Consider the following 12,669-nt stretch of genomic DNA (forward strand, 5'->3'; position numbering starts at 1 on the left):
GTGCTTAGGGCAGCACTTCACAAGTCGTACGAAGAGGCGTACGATAAAGGCTGATTGGAGGGCATCTCATGAACACTCTTACAGCCAGTGAAGCACGTTCAAACTTGTACAGGCTTATGGATCAGGCGGCTGAATCGCACCAACCTATTGTTATTTCAGGCAAACGCACTAATTCCGTACTGGTGTCTGCAGACGACTGGGAGGCTATTCAGGAAACTCTCTACCTTCTGTCAGTCCCAGGTATGCGAGAGTCCATCAAGCAGGGCATGGCTGAGCCGATCGAAAATTGTGTCAAGGAACTTAACTGGTGAGTTGGCAGCTTGTTTATACCAAGCAAGCCCAGAAAGACGCAGAAAAATTGGCATCAGCGGGTTTGAAAGAGAAAGCAAAAGCCCTGCTTGGCATCGTTGCAGAAAATCCGTTTCAGAACCCACCACCGTACGAAAAATTGGTGGGGGATCTTGCAGGGGCGTATTCTCGTCGTATCAATATCCAACATCGTCTTGTGTATCAGGTTTTACAAGAGGAGCACATAGTGAAAATTTTACGGTTATGGTCGCACTATGAATAAAAAGCACCTAACAAGTCGCTCAAGTTCGTTCCGCGCTTTACGCGTCACTGGACAGTTCAAACCGGCGCTGCTTCGCATTATCGTGCCGGTTTGTCCTACCACTTAGCTCTGCGTTAGGCGTCGAAAATCTTTTTCTTTTTGGCATAAGGTTTTGTGTCAATTGGTGTTTTAGCAGTGTAAAAAATCGCCGCGCAAGTTCTGCAAAAACTGTTTGTTGAAATGGTTTTTGCAGACGCAGCTTTCCGTTAGCTTAATCGTTAGATGCCTAAAATCCCGTAACCAGAAAGTCCAGCGCTGCGATAATTTCATTTCGTGAGCTGGATAAATCTGCGACAGGTTTATCAAGTTCTCGCTTGTTGATACCGGCAAGTTGCGGTGTAAGCATCAAATAGTTTTCGCCATCAATTTTTAGCAGCGGAGTTAGCCGAGATATTTGTTTAGCTGAGCCCTTGTCGGCCGCAGTAAGGGGAACAACAACTCTTGTTTGTAGTTCATCCAGTAGCTCGGTTTGTACATCCAGCAGAAGAGGAATCAGTTTTTTGGTTTGGGCATTCTTGTTTTGGTAGACAATAAATTGCGGCATCAGAAGCTCCGAGTACAGTCGCTAAAGACACCATGTGTTTCCACCAAAGAGTTGTAGGCAGTAATGGCATCACGGTTTTCTGCTAGCCACTCAACTCGTTGTCTTGTTCGTACCTGTTCTGCCAGTGTTTGCTCTAGGGCGGCAGACAGGTTAATGTCCAACTCCTTGGCTTTTTTCAGTAAGTCACTGTTTACACTAAGGTTTGTTGGTTTTTTTGGGGCGTCGAGGTCATAAATGGCAAGCATGGCAGCAGTCCAGCGGTTAACTGTGCGCACAGAATATGCGTATGGTTCGTGTTGGTCAAATTTGGCATCTAACAAGTCGCTCAAGTTCGTTCCACGCTTTGCGCGTCACTGGGCAGTTCAAACCGGCGCCGCTTCGCATTATCGCGCCGGTTTGAACTGCCCCTTAGCTCTGCGTTAGGGTTTTGAAACCGCCTCAGACAATGACATAGTAATTTTTGGAAATTGTTTGAGTATTTTTTTATCTTCTGTAACAAGAACAGTATGGTTTCTTTTGGCTAATGCCACAAATTCACAGTCATAAGCAGAACATTCGCTGGTTTCAATCAATCGCAATACATCAAGAGAAGGGACGTCATATTCATTACCAGCCAGCAATGTTTCGGCTTCAGTCTGTATGTCGTAAGCTTGCTCCAGCGTCAGTATTTCTTTCCGTAGGTACAGCGCGAGAACATTGCGGAATTCGCTGCGCCAAAGTATGGGCGCAATCCATTTGGGCTGCTTCAGGAGTAGGAGTTCGGCTTGTTCACTGAATCCTGTTGGCAGGTATAGGTAAGCCAGTATGTTGGTATCAACAACAATCATGGGCGGCCCTGCTCAATGGCCTTAGCAATGTCTGCAGCCTTGAATTGCTTGGGGTTCAGAGAAGACCTAATCTGTCTGGCACGTGCCAAGCGTTCTTCTTGTCCGCTTTTGCTAGGGAGTAACACTCGCTCCAGGCAGGAAATGACCTCGCTGTTAATGCTACGGTGGTGGGCGTCAGCCGCCTGCTTCAGACTGTCATATATAGTGTCAGGTATATTTTTCAGGGTAATGGTGGTGCTCATGGTGGGCTCTCGTAGTAACCATAATGGTTCCAATATGGTATTACTGGCCAAGGAGCAGGGCAACTCTAACAAGTCGCTTAAGGCGTTCACTGCGCTCACTGGACTCGCGGATGTGCTCTGAGCCAAAGCCTTACGATAGGAGAGAGAAATTGAGGAGCATATTCATCGAATGAGAGATTTATTTGCACAACTAGGCCTCCCATCATCGATAGATAAAATTCAGCAATTTATAGAATCCAATCGGCCGATTCCAGCGCATTTACCGCTACATGAGGATCCATTTTGGAGTCCATCTCAAGCAGAATTTCTTCGTAGCAATGTGCGAAGCGATACAGATTGGGCGATAGTAACAGACGCATTAAATGCTGCGTTGAGAAAGTAGTTTCTAAGGATAAATATGTCATTGAAGCTAGAAAAAAAGAAAAAAATCTGTGTGTATACCTATTTGCCACAGGATGTAGATTTAGCCATTCCTCTTGTAAAAACTTTAGAAAAATTTGGATTGGATGTTTTTATTTATGTAGATGAGCAGCTGATAGCATCTTCACCAAGATCACTAAGAAAATATAACCAAGAAAAAATAAAATATGTAAGGCATCCATTGAGAAAATGTGTCTTATTTTTTAGAAAGCATTGGTTTGATCCAGTGTGGCAGCCGGCTAGTTCTATTTTTATTAGCATTGTTGAATCAAATCTTCCACCACATAAATTAGGTAAAGATCAGACACTGAAAGCGATCGAAAAAAGAAAGATAACGGCTACTTATCAGCATGGTATTGATAATATTGGTCTTAACTATTCAGATGTTGAGAACCCAATACAAGATGTCACCTTTTACTCAGACATAGTGTGGATATGGGGAGACAAGGAAAAACTGCATAAGGATATTAATAGTAAAAACTTAAATAAAGTGGTATCGGTTGGTTGCATAAAAGCAATAGAGGCATTCGATAGTCCAGCACTACCAAATGCCGAACACTATGAAAAAGTAATCGGAGTTTTCGAAAATTTACATTGGTTACGATATAGCGAAGAGTACAGAGATACTTTTTTGAAATATGTATATGCCGCGGCGAAAGAATTTACAAACATGTTATTTGTAATAAAGCCGCACCACACGGGGCGCTGGCTAACAGGAAAACTAAAGAAGTCTATTAAGCTAGAGTCAGATAACATACTGATTCTTGATCCAAAAGATAGCACATGGGAAAAATTTACCGCCCCTGCAATTATTAAGTCATGCGATAAAGTCTTATCAACACCATCAACCGTTGTATTGGATGCCTGTTTACAGGGCAAACCTGTGGCTGTTATGGGGGATGAAGATTGCCTGAGTAACTATAATGGCATACAAAACATCAGAAACTACGACAGTATGAGGCAATTCTTAATGGGGGCAGAAAATACTAATGATGGAGAGGAGTTTTTGTTAAGTTATGGGTGTAACGACTCAGACGCAGTGGGTAGAAAGATGGCTGACTCTTTGTTTGAAGCAATGAAGGCGCAGTAAACAAATGACATCGATAAAATCAAAATATGGAGACAGTTTTTTGGTGTCGATAGTTGTCACCACTTACAACGGCGCAAAATATCTCGCCGCGCAGTTGGATTCGATTCTGACGCAAACGCACAACGCGCTAGAAATTATTATTAGCGATGACGCGTCCAGCGATGACACATGGGCTATTGCGCAAGACTATGCGCAAAAAGACGCGCGCATACAGTTGCTGCGCCATGAAAAAAATGTCGGGCTGCACGCCAATCTCAATACTGCCTTAACAAAAGCCACCGGCGAATACATGGCGATTTCTGATCAAGATGATATTTGGCTGCCGCACAAAATTGAAAAACAGTTGTCACTATTGGGCAACTCAGTTGGGGTGTATTCAGACAGTGTGTTGATTGACGCAAGCGGCGAGCGTTTGGGTAAAACGCTGTTTCAAGCGCTGAATATCAAGCCCAATAAAGACAGTGCGCGCACCGTGCCGCTGTTTTTTAAGAATGCAGTTTCTGCGCACGCACTGTTATTTCATCGCTCGTTGTTGTCGATGGTTTTACCGTTCAGTGACGATTTTATTTTTGATCACCAGTTGGCACTGGCTGCCTCCTGTTTTGGCGGTTTGAACTATTGTGATGAGCCTTTGGTGTTACATCGTATCCATGGTGGCAATCACACCAATGCTGGTTTAGCGGGAAAAAAGCCAACGCAGACAAATATAGATCGTAATACTGAAAGACGCGTACATCGTTTTCGGCAACAGCAGCGCATTCGTTATGTATTAGAGCGCAGTGCTTGTGCGGATGCAGCGTTGCGCGCATTTGGAACAACCGATGCGGCACTGCTGCAAGATATTGCTGCAATTCCTGATGAAATGGCGCGCTACGACCAAACATTTTTCAATCTGCGCTTGTTCAATTTGCTGCGGCAGTTGGGCAGCAAACATCGCTACTGTCGCAAACTGCGCTTGAAGCGCTGTTTTACGCTTGCTAAAGGCGCGCGCTGGCATCAGTGCTTGGGCATCTTGGGTGTGCGATAGGAGCGCGACATGACAAATTATCCGCTCGTTTCCATTTTAATTTCTGCGTACAAACACGAGCGCTATGTTGAAGCCTGCGTGCGCAGCGTTTTAGAACAAACCTATCCCAATATTGAGTTGATCGTAATAGATGATGGCTCGCCCGATGGCACGGCAGCGGTGCTGCAGCGTTTGCACGGTGAAACTAAAAACAGTCATCGCCCATTCACTTTTATAACGAAAAAAAATTCAGGTCTGTCTGATACGCTCAATCAAGCACTGGCAATGGCTTCGGGAAAATACATCTGTCAGTTCGGTTCCGATGACATCATGCTGCCGGAAAAAACCGCTAAGCAAGTGGCGTTTATGGAGGCACATCCTGATGTCGCGGTGTGCGGCGGCAATGCGCTGAATATTGATGGCAATGGCGTGGTGCAAACGCATCGGCAAAAAAACCCACCGCAGCGCGAAATTTCTTTTGAAAACTTATTTGCCAATACCGGTCACGGCATCGTTGCCTCCACTTGTATGATTCGCAAAGCAGTTCTCGATAAAGAAGGTGGTTGGAATCCGGCTATTCCGCTGGAAGATATGTATCTGTGGTTCAAGCTTACTTCGCGCGGCTATCGCATGGTGGGCTTGGGTGAAGTGTTGATGCACTACCGCAAACACGCTACGAACTCGTACAAAAATGTGCGCTATATGTACGAGTCGATGAAAAAAACCATCGCCGATTATCAACAGCACCCGCTGTATGCGCAGGTGCTGTTGAAGTTGCAGTGCAGCAGCTTTCTCACGGCGGCGAAACAGGGTGATAAAGCATTGGCACGTGAAATTTTGCGCGAGATTCCACTGCGCTCTTTCGATAAAAAAGTCTGGCGTGGCTTACTGCATTTGCTGAAACCGAGTCGACGCGCACGATGATAAATGCGAGCGACAAACCACAGCTGCTGTATCTGGTGTATGGCCCAGACGCGGCATATCACACCGAAGCGCGATTCAGCATTTTTTCTGCACTGTATCGCGCTGCAGATAGAGAGTCCTTTGCCATCACGGTGTACACCGATGCGCCGCAGCATTACTGTGGTTTGCCGGTGCAGGTCGAAACAATCACGGCAGACACTTTGCAACAGTGGGCAGGCGTATTGCGTTATCACCATCGCAGTAAATTGTGTGTGATGCAGCAGGCGATTCCACTGGCGAGCAAAACCGTTTTTGTCGATACCGATACATTTTTTTTGCGTGACCCTGCATTGTTATTTGCAGCAGTCAACGAAAAAACTTGCGTAGTGGATGAGTTGTATTTCAGCCAGTTGCCAAAGGCAGTCGCACAAGATACAGCGGTGGCAGAACAGTTGAGTAACTCAGGCATCAATCCTCAATCCATCCCTGTGATCAATTCGGGTTTGTTTGGTATTGCGCGCGAGAACAGCGCAATTTTGGATTTAGCTCTGGCTTTGAACGATGTGGTGTATCCCGCCTCACAAAAAAGTTTGACGACAGAGCAATTGGTGTTGGGCATGGCAGCCGCAACGCGCACAGCCTTGGTGGTGGATGAAGAAGTCATCAAACACTATTGGAGTCGCAAACAATTATTTCGCGCCAAAGCCGCAGCTTTTGTGGCTAAACACGGTGCGCAGTGGGATACACCTGCGGCGAAAAAAGATTTTGCGCGCGTCACACCCAATATGCCCAAGCCACCAGTGTTTATTCGCACGCTGATGAAACTGCTGACGATTGTTGTACCGCAGCCCGCTCGCCAGTTGTTGCTGGAATTGTTTTATGCGCGCTATCCGTATCGCAATCCGTTTGATCGCGCTTGCCGAGACGCATGGCGCGAAAAAGCGTGGAAAAATTACTACGAGAAACAGTCGAGAAGAAAATCTTTGAAATCCTGACGCAGCGTGCGCGGATAATCAGCAGGATTGCGCAACGGCACCGCAATCGCCTCGATAATTTTTTTGCCCAAGGCGGCAAAACTGTATTGCTGTTCCACCAAGGTTTGCCCTGCCTGTGCAATGCGTTCAGCCAAGGAAGGATCAGCGCGCAGCTGCGCCAATTTAGCGCGGCATTCTTCCAGCGAGGAATACAGCACGATATTTTCCATATCGCGCAAGCCCAGCGTTTCTTCTTCGCTGTGATCTTGTCGCCACGCTAGCAACACACAGCCCGCCGCCATCGCTTCAAAATTCTTGATCATGTATTCGCCCATGCCGATATCGGCGCTAGCAAAAAAACGAATGCTGTTGAGTTTATCGACATAGTCTTGACCGGATTTCGTGCGCACGATTTCCATTTTTTCTAGCGCAGCCAACTGCTCCAGAAATTGTTTGCGCTGCGAATACACACCACTTTTCAAACTACCGACAAAGCCCAGTTCAATCGTGCGCGCTTGCTGTTGATGCTGAATGAGCGACTGATCGTAACCTTTGGGAATAAAAACAGCGTCTACACCATCGCGCTGCAATTGCTGTGTGACATGCGCGCCAGAGCACAGCACACGCACCCACGGCATACGGTGATAGTGGCGCGTGTATTTGCCTTGGTATTTGTTGGGAATGTAATTCTGGTAGGCATCGTGTTCGAGAATAATCAGATTGGGCAGGGTGCGAATAAAACGCCACTGGCGCATTTCTTTCTTAAAGCGCAAGAAAAATATGATGCGGTCATAGCGCGCCACCTCCACTTGCTTGCGAAAATAGTGTTTCAGGTTCGCCTGCTCAGCAGAACTCAACCAGCGCGTATCGCATTCATCGGCATGTTGCGCGATGCTGTCGTACAGCCGATCAAGAATCACGCGCTGTTCTTTTTGCACTAACAATAAAATTTTCATGAGCGCGTGACTCGGTTATTTACTACCGACAATAGCCGCTCACGAAACGGCACAAAAGCAAACTGTTGCTGTAAGCGTCGATAGAGTTGCTCGCCCTGCTGGCGACTTTGTTCCGGCGTTTGTTGCAATACTTGCAGCATTTTTTCTGCCAGCGTTTTGTCATCGCCGCAAGAAAAATACAGTGCGTGTTCGCCGAGCACTTCCGGTGCGCCGCCGCAATCGGTGCTGATTACCGGCACGCGCGCCAGCATCGCTTCAGTTAAGACAATGCCGAATGGTTCGCGGTCGGACGCTGATACATAACAATCAAAAGCAGGAAATAAAGTGTTGGCATCAGGCACGGGGCCAGTGAGCAGGATGCGATCTGGCAACTGCAATTCTGCGATCAAAGCGCGGTAGCGCGCTTCGCGTTTGCCTTTGCCGATCAATAATAACTTTGCCTGCGGTGCGGTGGATGCGATGCGCGCAAAAGCGCGGATAAGCGTGCTTTGATCTTTGTCGTCGTGCAGACGACCTACATTGGCAAACACAAACTCATCGTCGCGCAGTTGCAATTTTTCTCTGGCTGCAGCGCGCGGTAACAAACGCTGTTCTAAGGTTTCGGCGTCGATGCAATTTAATAATGCCTGTTTATTGAGAGCCTTATCATCTTTGCGCAAATCATTCGTCACGGCTTCTGAAACGCCGAGCAGTAATAAGCGTTGGCGGAAACAGCGCAACAAACAACGGCGTGCAGTGTTTTTTAGTACACCGAAAGCATGTGCGACGCCGATCACCGGAATATCGCTGCCCACGCTGCCGAGCAGAGCGAGATACAGCGGTTTGTAGCGCTGCGCGATAATGAGTGTTGGCGTATGGGATTTGATCAGTTGTCGCACGCGTTGAATCAAGGGCAGCTTGAGACCTTTCATTGCGGCATCATCGGCGGCAAAAAAAATCACTTCATCGGCGATGGTTTTTTGACGAATCGTTGTGTCGGGCGCGCCAGATACATACACGGCGATCACGCGCCAGCCATCGGATTGCAGCGCGCGACTGTATTGATTGGACAGCGACAAAAAAGGCTCGTTGTAGCCGTGAATAATGTGCAGAGCCGTGCGTGTCGTTTTCATGGCGCAATCCACTCCGCCAACCGTTGTTGCAGTTGAGGTTTGTCTGCCCAGTTTTGCAAAAAGCGTTGGCGATCTTTTTGTAATGCTTTATTTAAGGTTGATGAGTGACGATGTTGTTGCGCGCCATCGTAATCAATTACGGCAAGGGTGTTGCCATCGCTCAATAAATTGGTCGCTTTCATGTCACCGTGATGGCTGCGCAGTTGTAGCAGTGCGTTAAACAGCGCGCGCAGATTATGCAATTCTGCTTTTGTGGGTTCTTGTGTTTGCCAGCGCGTGAGCAAATCGGTATCAGCGCAGTATTCGCTGATAAACCAAGCGCTGGTGACGATGGGGCCGGTTTTTTGTTCGATCAGTGCAACGGGTTTTGGCACGCGCACACCGGCAAAAGCTAATGCGTGCGCGAAGTGCCAACTGCGTGCCGCGCGCGAAACGCGAAACGCACGGCGCAGTTTTCGCAACCAATCTTTATTGATGTACTGCTTGACGACAAACGCAGCACCATTCACTTCGATGCGAAATACTTTGGCGGAGTTGCCGTTTTTCAGCATCACTGCATCTTGCTGTAGTGTCGATGGATTCTGCAGCAAATCACGCCAAGCATCATTCAAAAATGCGCGGCGGCACAAAATGTGTAGATTGTTGTGTGGGCTGATGTCGGCTATTTCTGTGCAATCGCGCAAGATTTTTTTCTGATAATTTTTCAAACGCAACTGCCATTGCTTTGCTGCCAGTGTTTGGATGGCATCATCAAACTGACAATGCTGAGCCACGAACGACCAATCGGATAAGGGAAGCTGCGCCAAAAACAACGCACAGTTGTTTTGTTGTTCGCTGGCATGGGTGTAGTGCTTGCAGCTGGCGGGATCCAGCATCCACAGTGTGTCATTACCTTGTAATAGAAAATTGCCCAAGTGCAAATCTTGCTGAAGAATTTTTTGTTGCCACAGTGTTTGTAAACAAGGTAGTAGCAGATCGAGATAACGCTTCTTTTTTTCTTCGTCCGCTTGTTGCCATAGCAGATCTAAAGGCTGTGCTTGGTCGATAAAACTGTAGAGGCAAACACCGCCCTGCTCTAGCGTGTATTGTGTGAGCAACTCAGGCGTTTTTACGCCAGTATTTTCCAGCAGCGCATACTGTGTGATTTCTTTTTGCCAATTCGCTGCATCAAAAAATAGTTTAGCGAGGACGGTTTTTTCGCCCAGTGTTGCACGCAGCACGATGCGCTTTTCCGGCAGCAAGCGCAGCACATCCGTACAGAGTAAACGGCTGCCATCGGGCAATGCCAAGCTAAACGGTGTGGCAATCTCACGCGCTGCGTATTGCAGCGCGCGCAGTGTGGTGACGGGCGGCATCATGCGTTTTGTTGACCGCCGCGTGGGCGCGGGATGCCCATTTTTTGTCGCCGCTCCCACAAGTTTTTGCGGCTGATGCCCAAACGTTGCGCAATCTCGGTTTCAGAGAGTGCGTCTTGGTGGTCGAGCACAAAACGCACGAAATAATCTTCCAGCGAAGTGACTTCTGTTTTTTGTGTCGTTGTTGTGGGCAATTCCAACTGCGCGGCAGAGAGTTCACAGGCGTTGGCTTCACACAGAATGACAGCGCGCTGAATGGTGTTATCCAATTCGCGTACATTGCCGGGCCACGGGTGTGCGGTAATAGCTTGCTGCGCATCGGCAGAAAAAACTAAATCAGTGCGACCATTTTTCTGGCAGTAGCGCACCAATAGTTGTGTGGCGATTAATAGAATATCGTCACCGCGCTCGCGTAGTGCAGGCAAATTCAGTTGCACAACATTGATGCGGAAAAACAAATCTTCGCGAAAAGTTTTGTCTGCGCACATTTTTTGCAAGTCACGGTGGGTGGCGGCGATCAAGCGTACATCGACTTTGCGTGAAGCAACCGAACCGATAGAGCGCACTTCACCCTCTTGCAGTACGCGCAGTAAACGCGCTTGTGCTTCCAATGGCAGTTCGCCAATTTCATCGAGAAACAAAGTGCCGCCATCAGCAGCGGTGATTAAACCTTCGCGTGCGTGTGTGGCGCCGGTGTACGCGCCTTTTTCGTGACCAAACAATTCTGCTTCGATCAAGTTTTCAGGAATCGCCGCGCAGTTCACAGAAATCAACGGTTTGTTTACGCGCGGACTGCTGTGGTGGATGGCGTTAGCAATCAATTCTTTGCCGGTGCCGGTTTCGCCGCAAACCAAAACCGTGGCATTGGTCGGTGCCACTTTGCGAATTTTGTCGAACAGTGTGTGCATGGCAGGGCTATTGCCGATGATGCCGGGCAATTCATCCTGCGCATTTTTTGCCGTATTTTTTTTTGCCGAGGATTTGCGCGACACAGCAGCGCCTGCACCGAGTACGCGCTGGATTGTGTTCAGCATTTCATCGTTGTCGAACGGTTTGGCGATGTAATCCACAGCGCCTAATTTCATGGCATCAATCGCGGAACGCATACTGGCGTAACTGGTCATGATAATGACGGGCGTATCGCCACTGTGTTGCAATAAGTCGGTACCGGGTTCGCCTGGTAGACGCAAATCGCTGATCACCAAATCAAAATGGTGAGGCTGCAGTGACAAAGCTTCTTGCACACTGCCTGCTTCTTCCACCGTAAATTGTTGGCGTTGCAGCACTTTTTTTAGGGCGTGACGAATAATTTCTTCGTCTTCGACAATCAGAATGCGCTTCATGACGGTTCAATAAAAAGAGATTCGCGCTAGTGTTACCGCCAGCACGCTTTCGTGCAAGGCGAGAAGCGCGCGTGTGCAATTTGTGCCAGTATGTAAGCCCCGTCATGAGAGAGCGATCATGAAAAAATCTTTGTTGTTTTTATTAGCAATGTCGGCGAGCGCCGCGTGGGCCGATGTCACGGTGTCGATGCAGATGGTGGATGCCAAAGGCGTGGGCGCGAGCATTGGGCAGGTGGTGATTTCAGAAACACGCTACGGTCTGGTATTCACACCTGCCCTGCAAGGTTTAGCGCCCGGGTTGCACGGCTTTCATCTGCATGAAAATGCCAGTTGTGAACCAGCCATGAAGGACGGTAAATCCGTGCCGGCGGGTGCGGCGGGCGGACATTACGATCCCACCAACAGCCGTGTACACGGCACGCCGTGGGGCAATGGGCATTTGGGCGATTTGCCGCCGCTGTTTGTCGATGCCAAAGGTGCTGCGACACAGCCGGCGCTGGCGCCGCGCTTGAAGATGAGCGATCTGAAAGGTCGCGCCTTGATGATTCACGCAGGTGGAGATAACCATGCCGATCACCCTGCGCCTTTGGGTGGTGGCGCAGCGCGCATTGCTTGCGGCGTGATTCGTTAGTGCGCTTGGCGAGCGGCGATTTGCTGAGACAGCGCTGTCGCGCGGTGCTGCGCTTGCTGTAATTGGCGGGCGGAGAGCTGGGCGGCGGTGCGGTCGCGCTGCTGCGTTTCCCAAGCATCGCCTTGTGTGGCAGCGAGAGCAAACCATGCGTAGGCTTCTTGTGCATCGCGCGCAACGCCTCGCCCTTCTAAGTACAGCGTACCGAGTACAGATTGCCCTGTGCTGTCGCCCTGCATCGCCGCCAATCGCGCCCAGTGTGCGGCCAGAGAATAATCCTGTGGCACACCCACACCTTCGTTATACATCGTCGCCAAAATACCTTGCGCGGCGGCTTTGCCTTGTTGTGCGGCGAGTGTGAGCCAACGCGCGGATTCAGGATGGTTTTTCCCCACGCCTTCACCGCGACTGTAAAACGCCGCGAGTTGTAATTGTGCATTGGCATCACCGCGTTGTGCCTGCTGTGCGGTGGCAATAAAACGCGTTTGTGCACTGGGTGGCGGCGGCGCAGTTTGGCAGCCCGTGATAATCAGCGTGCAAGCGAGTAACAGTGCAAGCGCATGGCATTGCATGGCGGTGAGAGGCGGAAAAAAAGCGCGTTTTATTGATGTAAGCATGAAAAACTCAAAATCACTGGATAAATTGTCAGGGTTGTTCAT

The 12,669-nt window shown here is 48.8% G+C and carries 16 protein-coding genes; 8 read left to right on the forward strand and 8 right to left on the reverse strand.

Annotated features, from left to right (window positions below; all coding sequences use genetic code 11):
* Positions 1-68 precede the first annotated feature (68 nt).
* Both R3E63_02005 and R3E63_02010 read left to right on the forward strand, forming a co-directional pair.
* Complete coding sequence (locus R3E63_02005; GenBank protein MEZ5538736.1) at positions 69-311, forward strand: type II toxin-antitoxin system Phd/YefM family antitoxin; 243 nt, start codon at positions 69-71, stop codon at positions 309-311.
* On the forward strand, positions 308-571 hold the full coding sequence (locus R3E63_02010) for a Txe/YoeB family addiction module toxin (GenBank protein ID MEZ5538737.1): 264 nt from the start codon (positions 308-310) through the stop codon (positions 569-571). The genes R3E63_02005 and R3E63_02010 overlap by 4 nt, the downstream gene beginning before the upstream one ends.
* 265 nt (positions 572-836) lie before the next feature.
* Here R3E63_02010 and R3E63_02015 read toward each other — a convergent pair whose 3' ends face one another.
* From R3E63_02015 to R3E63_02025, 3 genes are all read right to left on the reverse strand, one after another.
* Complete coding sequence (locus R3E63_02015; protein ID MEZ5538738.1) at positions 837-1,154, reverse strand: CcdB family protein; 318 nt, start codon at positions 1,152-1,154, stop codon at positions 837-839.
* A complete protein-coding gene (locus tag R3E63_02020) occupies positions 1,154-1,483 on the reverse strand; it encodes a type II toxin-antitoxin system CcdA family antitoxin (GenBank protein ID MEZ5538739.1) in 330 nt (109 codons plus the stop codon). The genes R3E63_02015 and R3E63_02020 overlap by 1 nt, the downstream gene beginning before the upstream one ends.
* Before the next feature lie 90 nt (positions 1,484-1,573).
* A complete protein-coding gene (locus tag R3E63_02025) occupies positions 1,574-1,981 on the reverse strand; it encodes a type II toxin-antitoxin system VapC family toxin (protein ID MEZ5538740.1) in 408 nt (135 codons plus the stop codon).
* 411 nt (positions 1,982-2,392) lie between these two features.
* On the opposite strand from R3E63_02025, the gene R3E63_02030 reads away from it, so the two are divergent.
* The 5 genes from R3E63_02030 to R3E63_02050 are packed head-to-tail and all read left to right on the forward strand — an operon-like array spanning position 2,393 to position 6,637.
* On the forward strand, positions 2,393-2,605 hold the full coding sequence (locus R3E63_02030) for a DUF2789 family protein (GenBank protein MEZ5538741.1): 213 nt from the start codon (positions 2,393-2,395) through the stop codon (positions 2,603-2,605).
* A gap of 15 nt (positions 2,606-2,620) precedes the next feature.
* A complete protein-coding gene (locus R3E63_02035; protein ID MEZ5538742.1) occupies positions 2,621-3,733 on the forward strand; it encodes a hypothetical protein in 1,113 nt (370 codons plus the stop codon).
* Between the two features lie 43 nt (positions 3,734-3,776).
* Positions 3,777-4,760 (forward strand): glycosyltransferase family 2 protein, encoded by a 984-nt coding sequence (locus R3E63_02040; GenBank protein ID MEZ5538743.1) that lies wholly within the window; start codon positions 3,777-3,779, stop codon positions 4,758-4,760.
* Between the two features lie 9 nt (positions 4,761-4,769).
* Positions 4,770-5,663: a glycosyltransferase gene (locus R3E63_02045; protein MEZ5538744.1), complete on the forward strand. Its 894-nt coding sequence runs from the start codon at positions 4,770-4,772 to the stop codon at positions 5,661-5,663.
* Positions 5,660-6,637, forward strand: a complete 978-nt coding sequence (locus tag R3E63_02050) for a hypothetical protein (GenBank protein ID MEZ5538745.1) — start codon at positions 5,660-5,662, stop codon at positions 6,635-6,637. The genes R3E63_02045 and R3E63_02050 overlap by 4 nt, the downstream gene beginning before the upstream one ends.
* Here R3E63_02050 and R3E63_02055 read toward each other — a convergent pair.
* The 4 genes from R3E63_02055 to R3E63_02070 are packed head-to-tail and all read right to left on the reverse strand — an operon-like array spanning position 6,598 to position 11,382.
* The gene (locus tag R3E63_02055) at positions 6,598-7,572 is read right to left on the reverse strand and encodes a glycosyltransferase (GenBank protein MEZ5538746.1); all 975 of its coding nucleotides are present in this window, start codon (positions 7,570-7,572) and stop codon (positions 6,598-6,600) included. The genes R3E63_02050 and R3E63_02055 overlap by 40 nt on opposite strands.
* The gene (locus R3E63_02060; GenBank protein ID MEZ5538747.1) at positions 7,569-8,684 is read right to left on the reverse strand and encodes a glycosyltransferase; all 1,116 of its coding nucleotides are present in this window, start codon (positions 8,682-8,684) and stop codon (positions 7,569-7,571) included. Before R3E63_02060 ends, R3E63_02055 begins: the two co-directional genes overlap by 4 nt.
* Positions 8,681-10,042, reverse strand: a complete 1,362-nt coding sequence (locus tag R3E63_02065; GenBank protein MEZ5538748.1) for a lipopolysaccharide kinase InaA family protein — start codon at positions 10,040-10,042, stop codon at positions 8,681-8,683. The genes R3E63_02060 and R3E63_02065 overlap by 4 nt, the downstream gene beginning before the upstream one ends.
* Positions 10,039-11,382 (reverse strand): sigma-54 dependent transcriptional regulator, encoded by a 1,344-nt coding sequence (locus R3E63_02070; protein MEZ5538749.1) that lies wholly within the window; start codon positions 11,380-11,382, stop codon positions 10,039-10,041. Before R3E63_02070 ends, R3E63_02065 begins: the two co-directional genes overlap by 4 nt.
* 118 nt (positions 11,383-11,500) lie before the next feature.
* Here R3E63_02070 and sodC point away from each other — a divergent pair, with 118 nt between their 5' ends.
* Positions 11,501-12,013 carry a superoxide dismutase [Cu-Zn] SodC gene (sodC, locus tag R3E63_02075; protein MEZ5538750.1) on the forward strand — a complete coding sequence of 171 codons (513 nt, stop codon included), beginning with the start codon at positions 11,501-11,503 and terminating at the stop codon, positions 12,011-12,013.
* On the opposite strand, the gene R3E63_02080 is transcribed toward sodC, so the two are convergent.
* Positions 12,010-12,627 carry a tetratricopeptide repeat protein gene (locus tag R3E63_02080; GenBank protein ID MEZ5538751.1) on the reverse strand — a complete coding sequence of 206 codons (618 nt, stop codon included), beginning with the start codon at positions 12,625-12,627 and terminating at the stop codon, positions 12,010-12,012. The two genes, sodC and R3E63_02080, sit on opposite strands and share 4 nt — an antisense overlap.
* Positions 12,628-12,669 lie beyond the last annotated feature (42 nt).

This window comes from Pseudomonadales bacterium (assembly GCA_041395665.1).
Classification (GTDB): Bacteria; Pseudomonadota; Gammaproteobacteria; order Pseudomonadales; family UBA7239; genus UBA7239.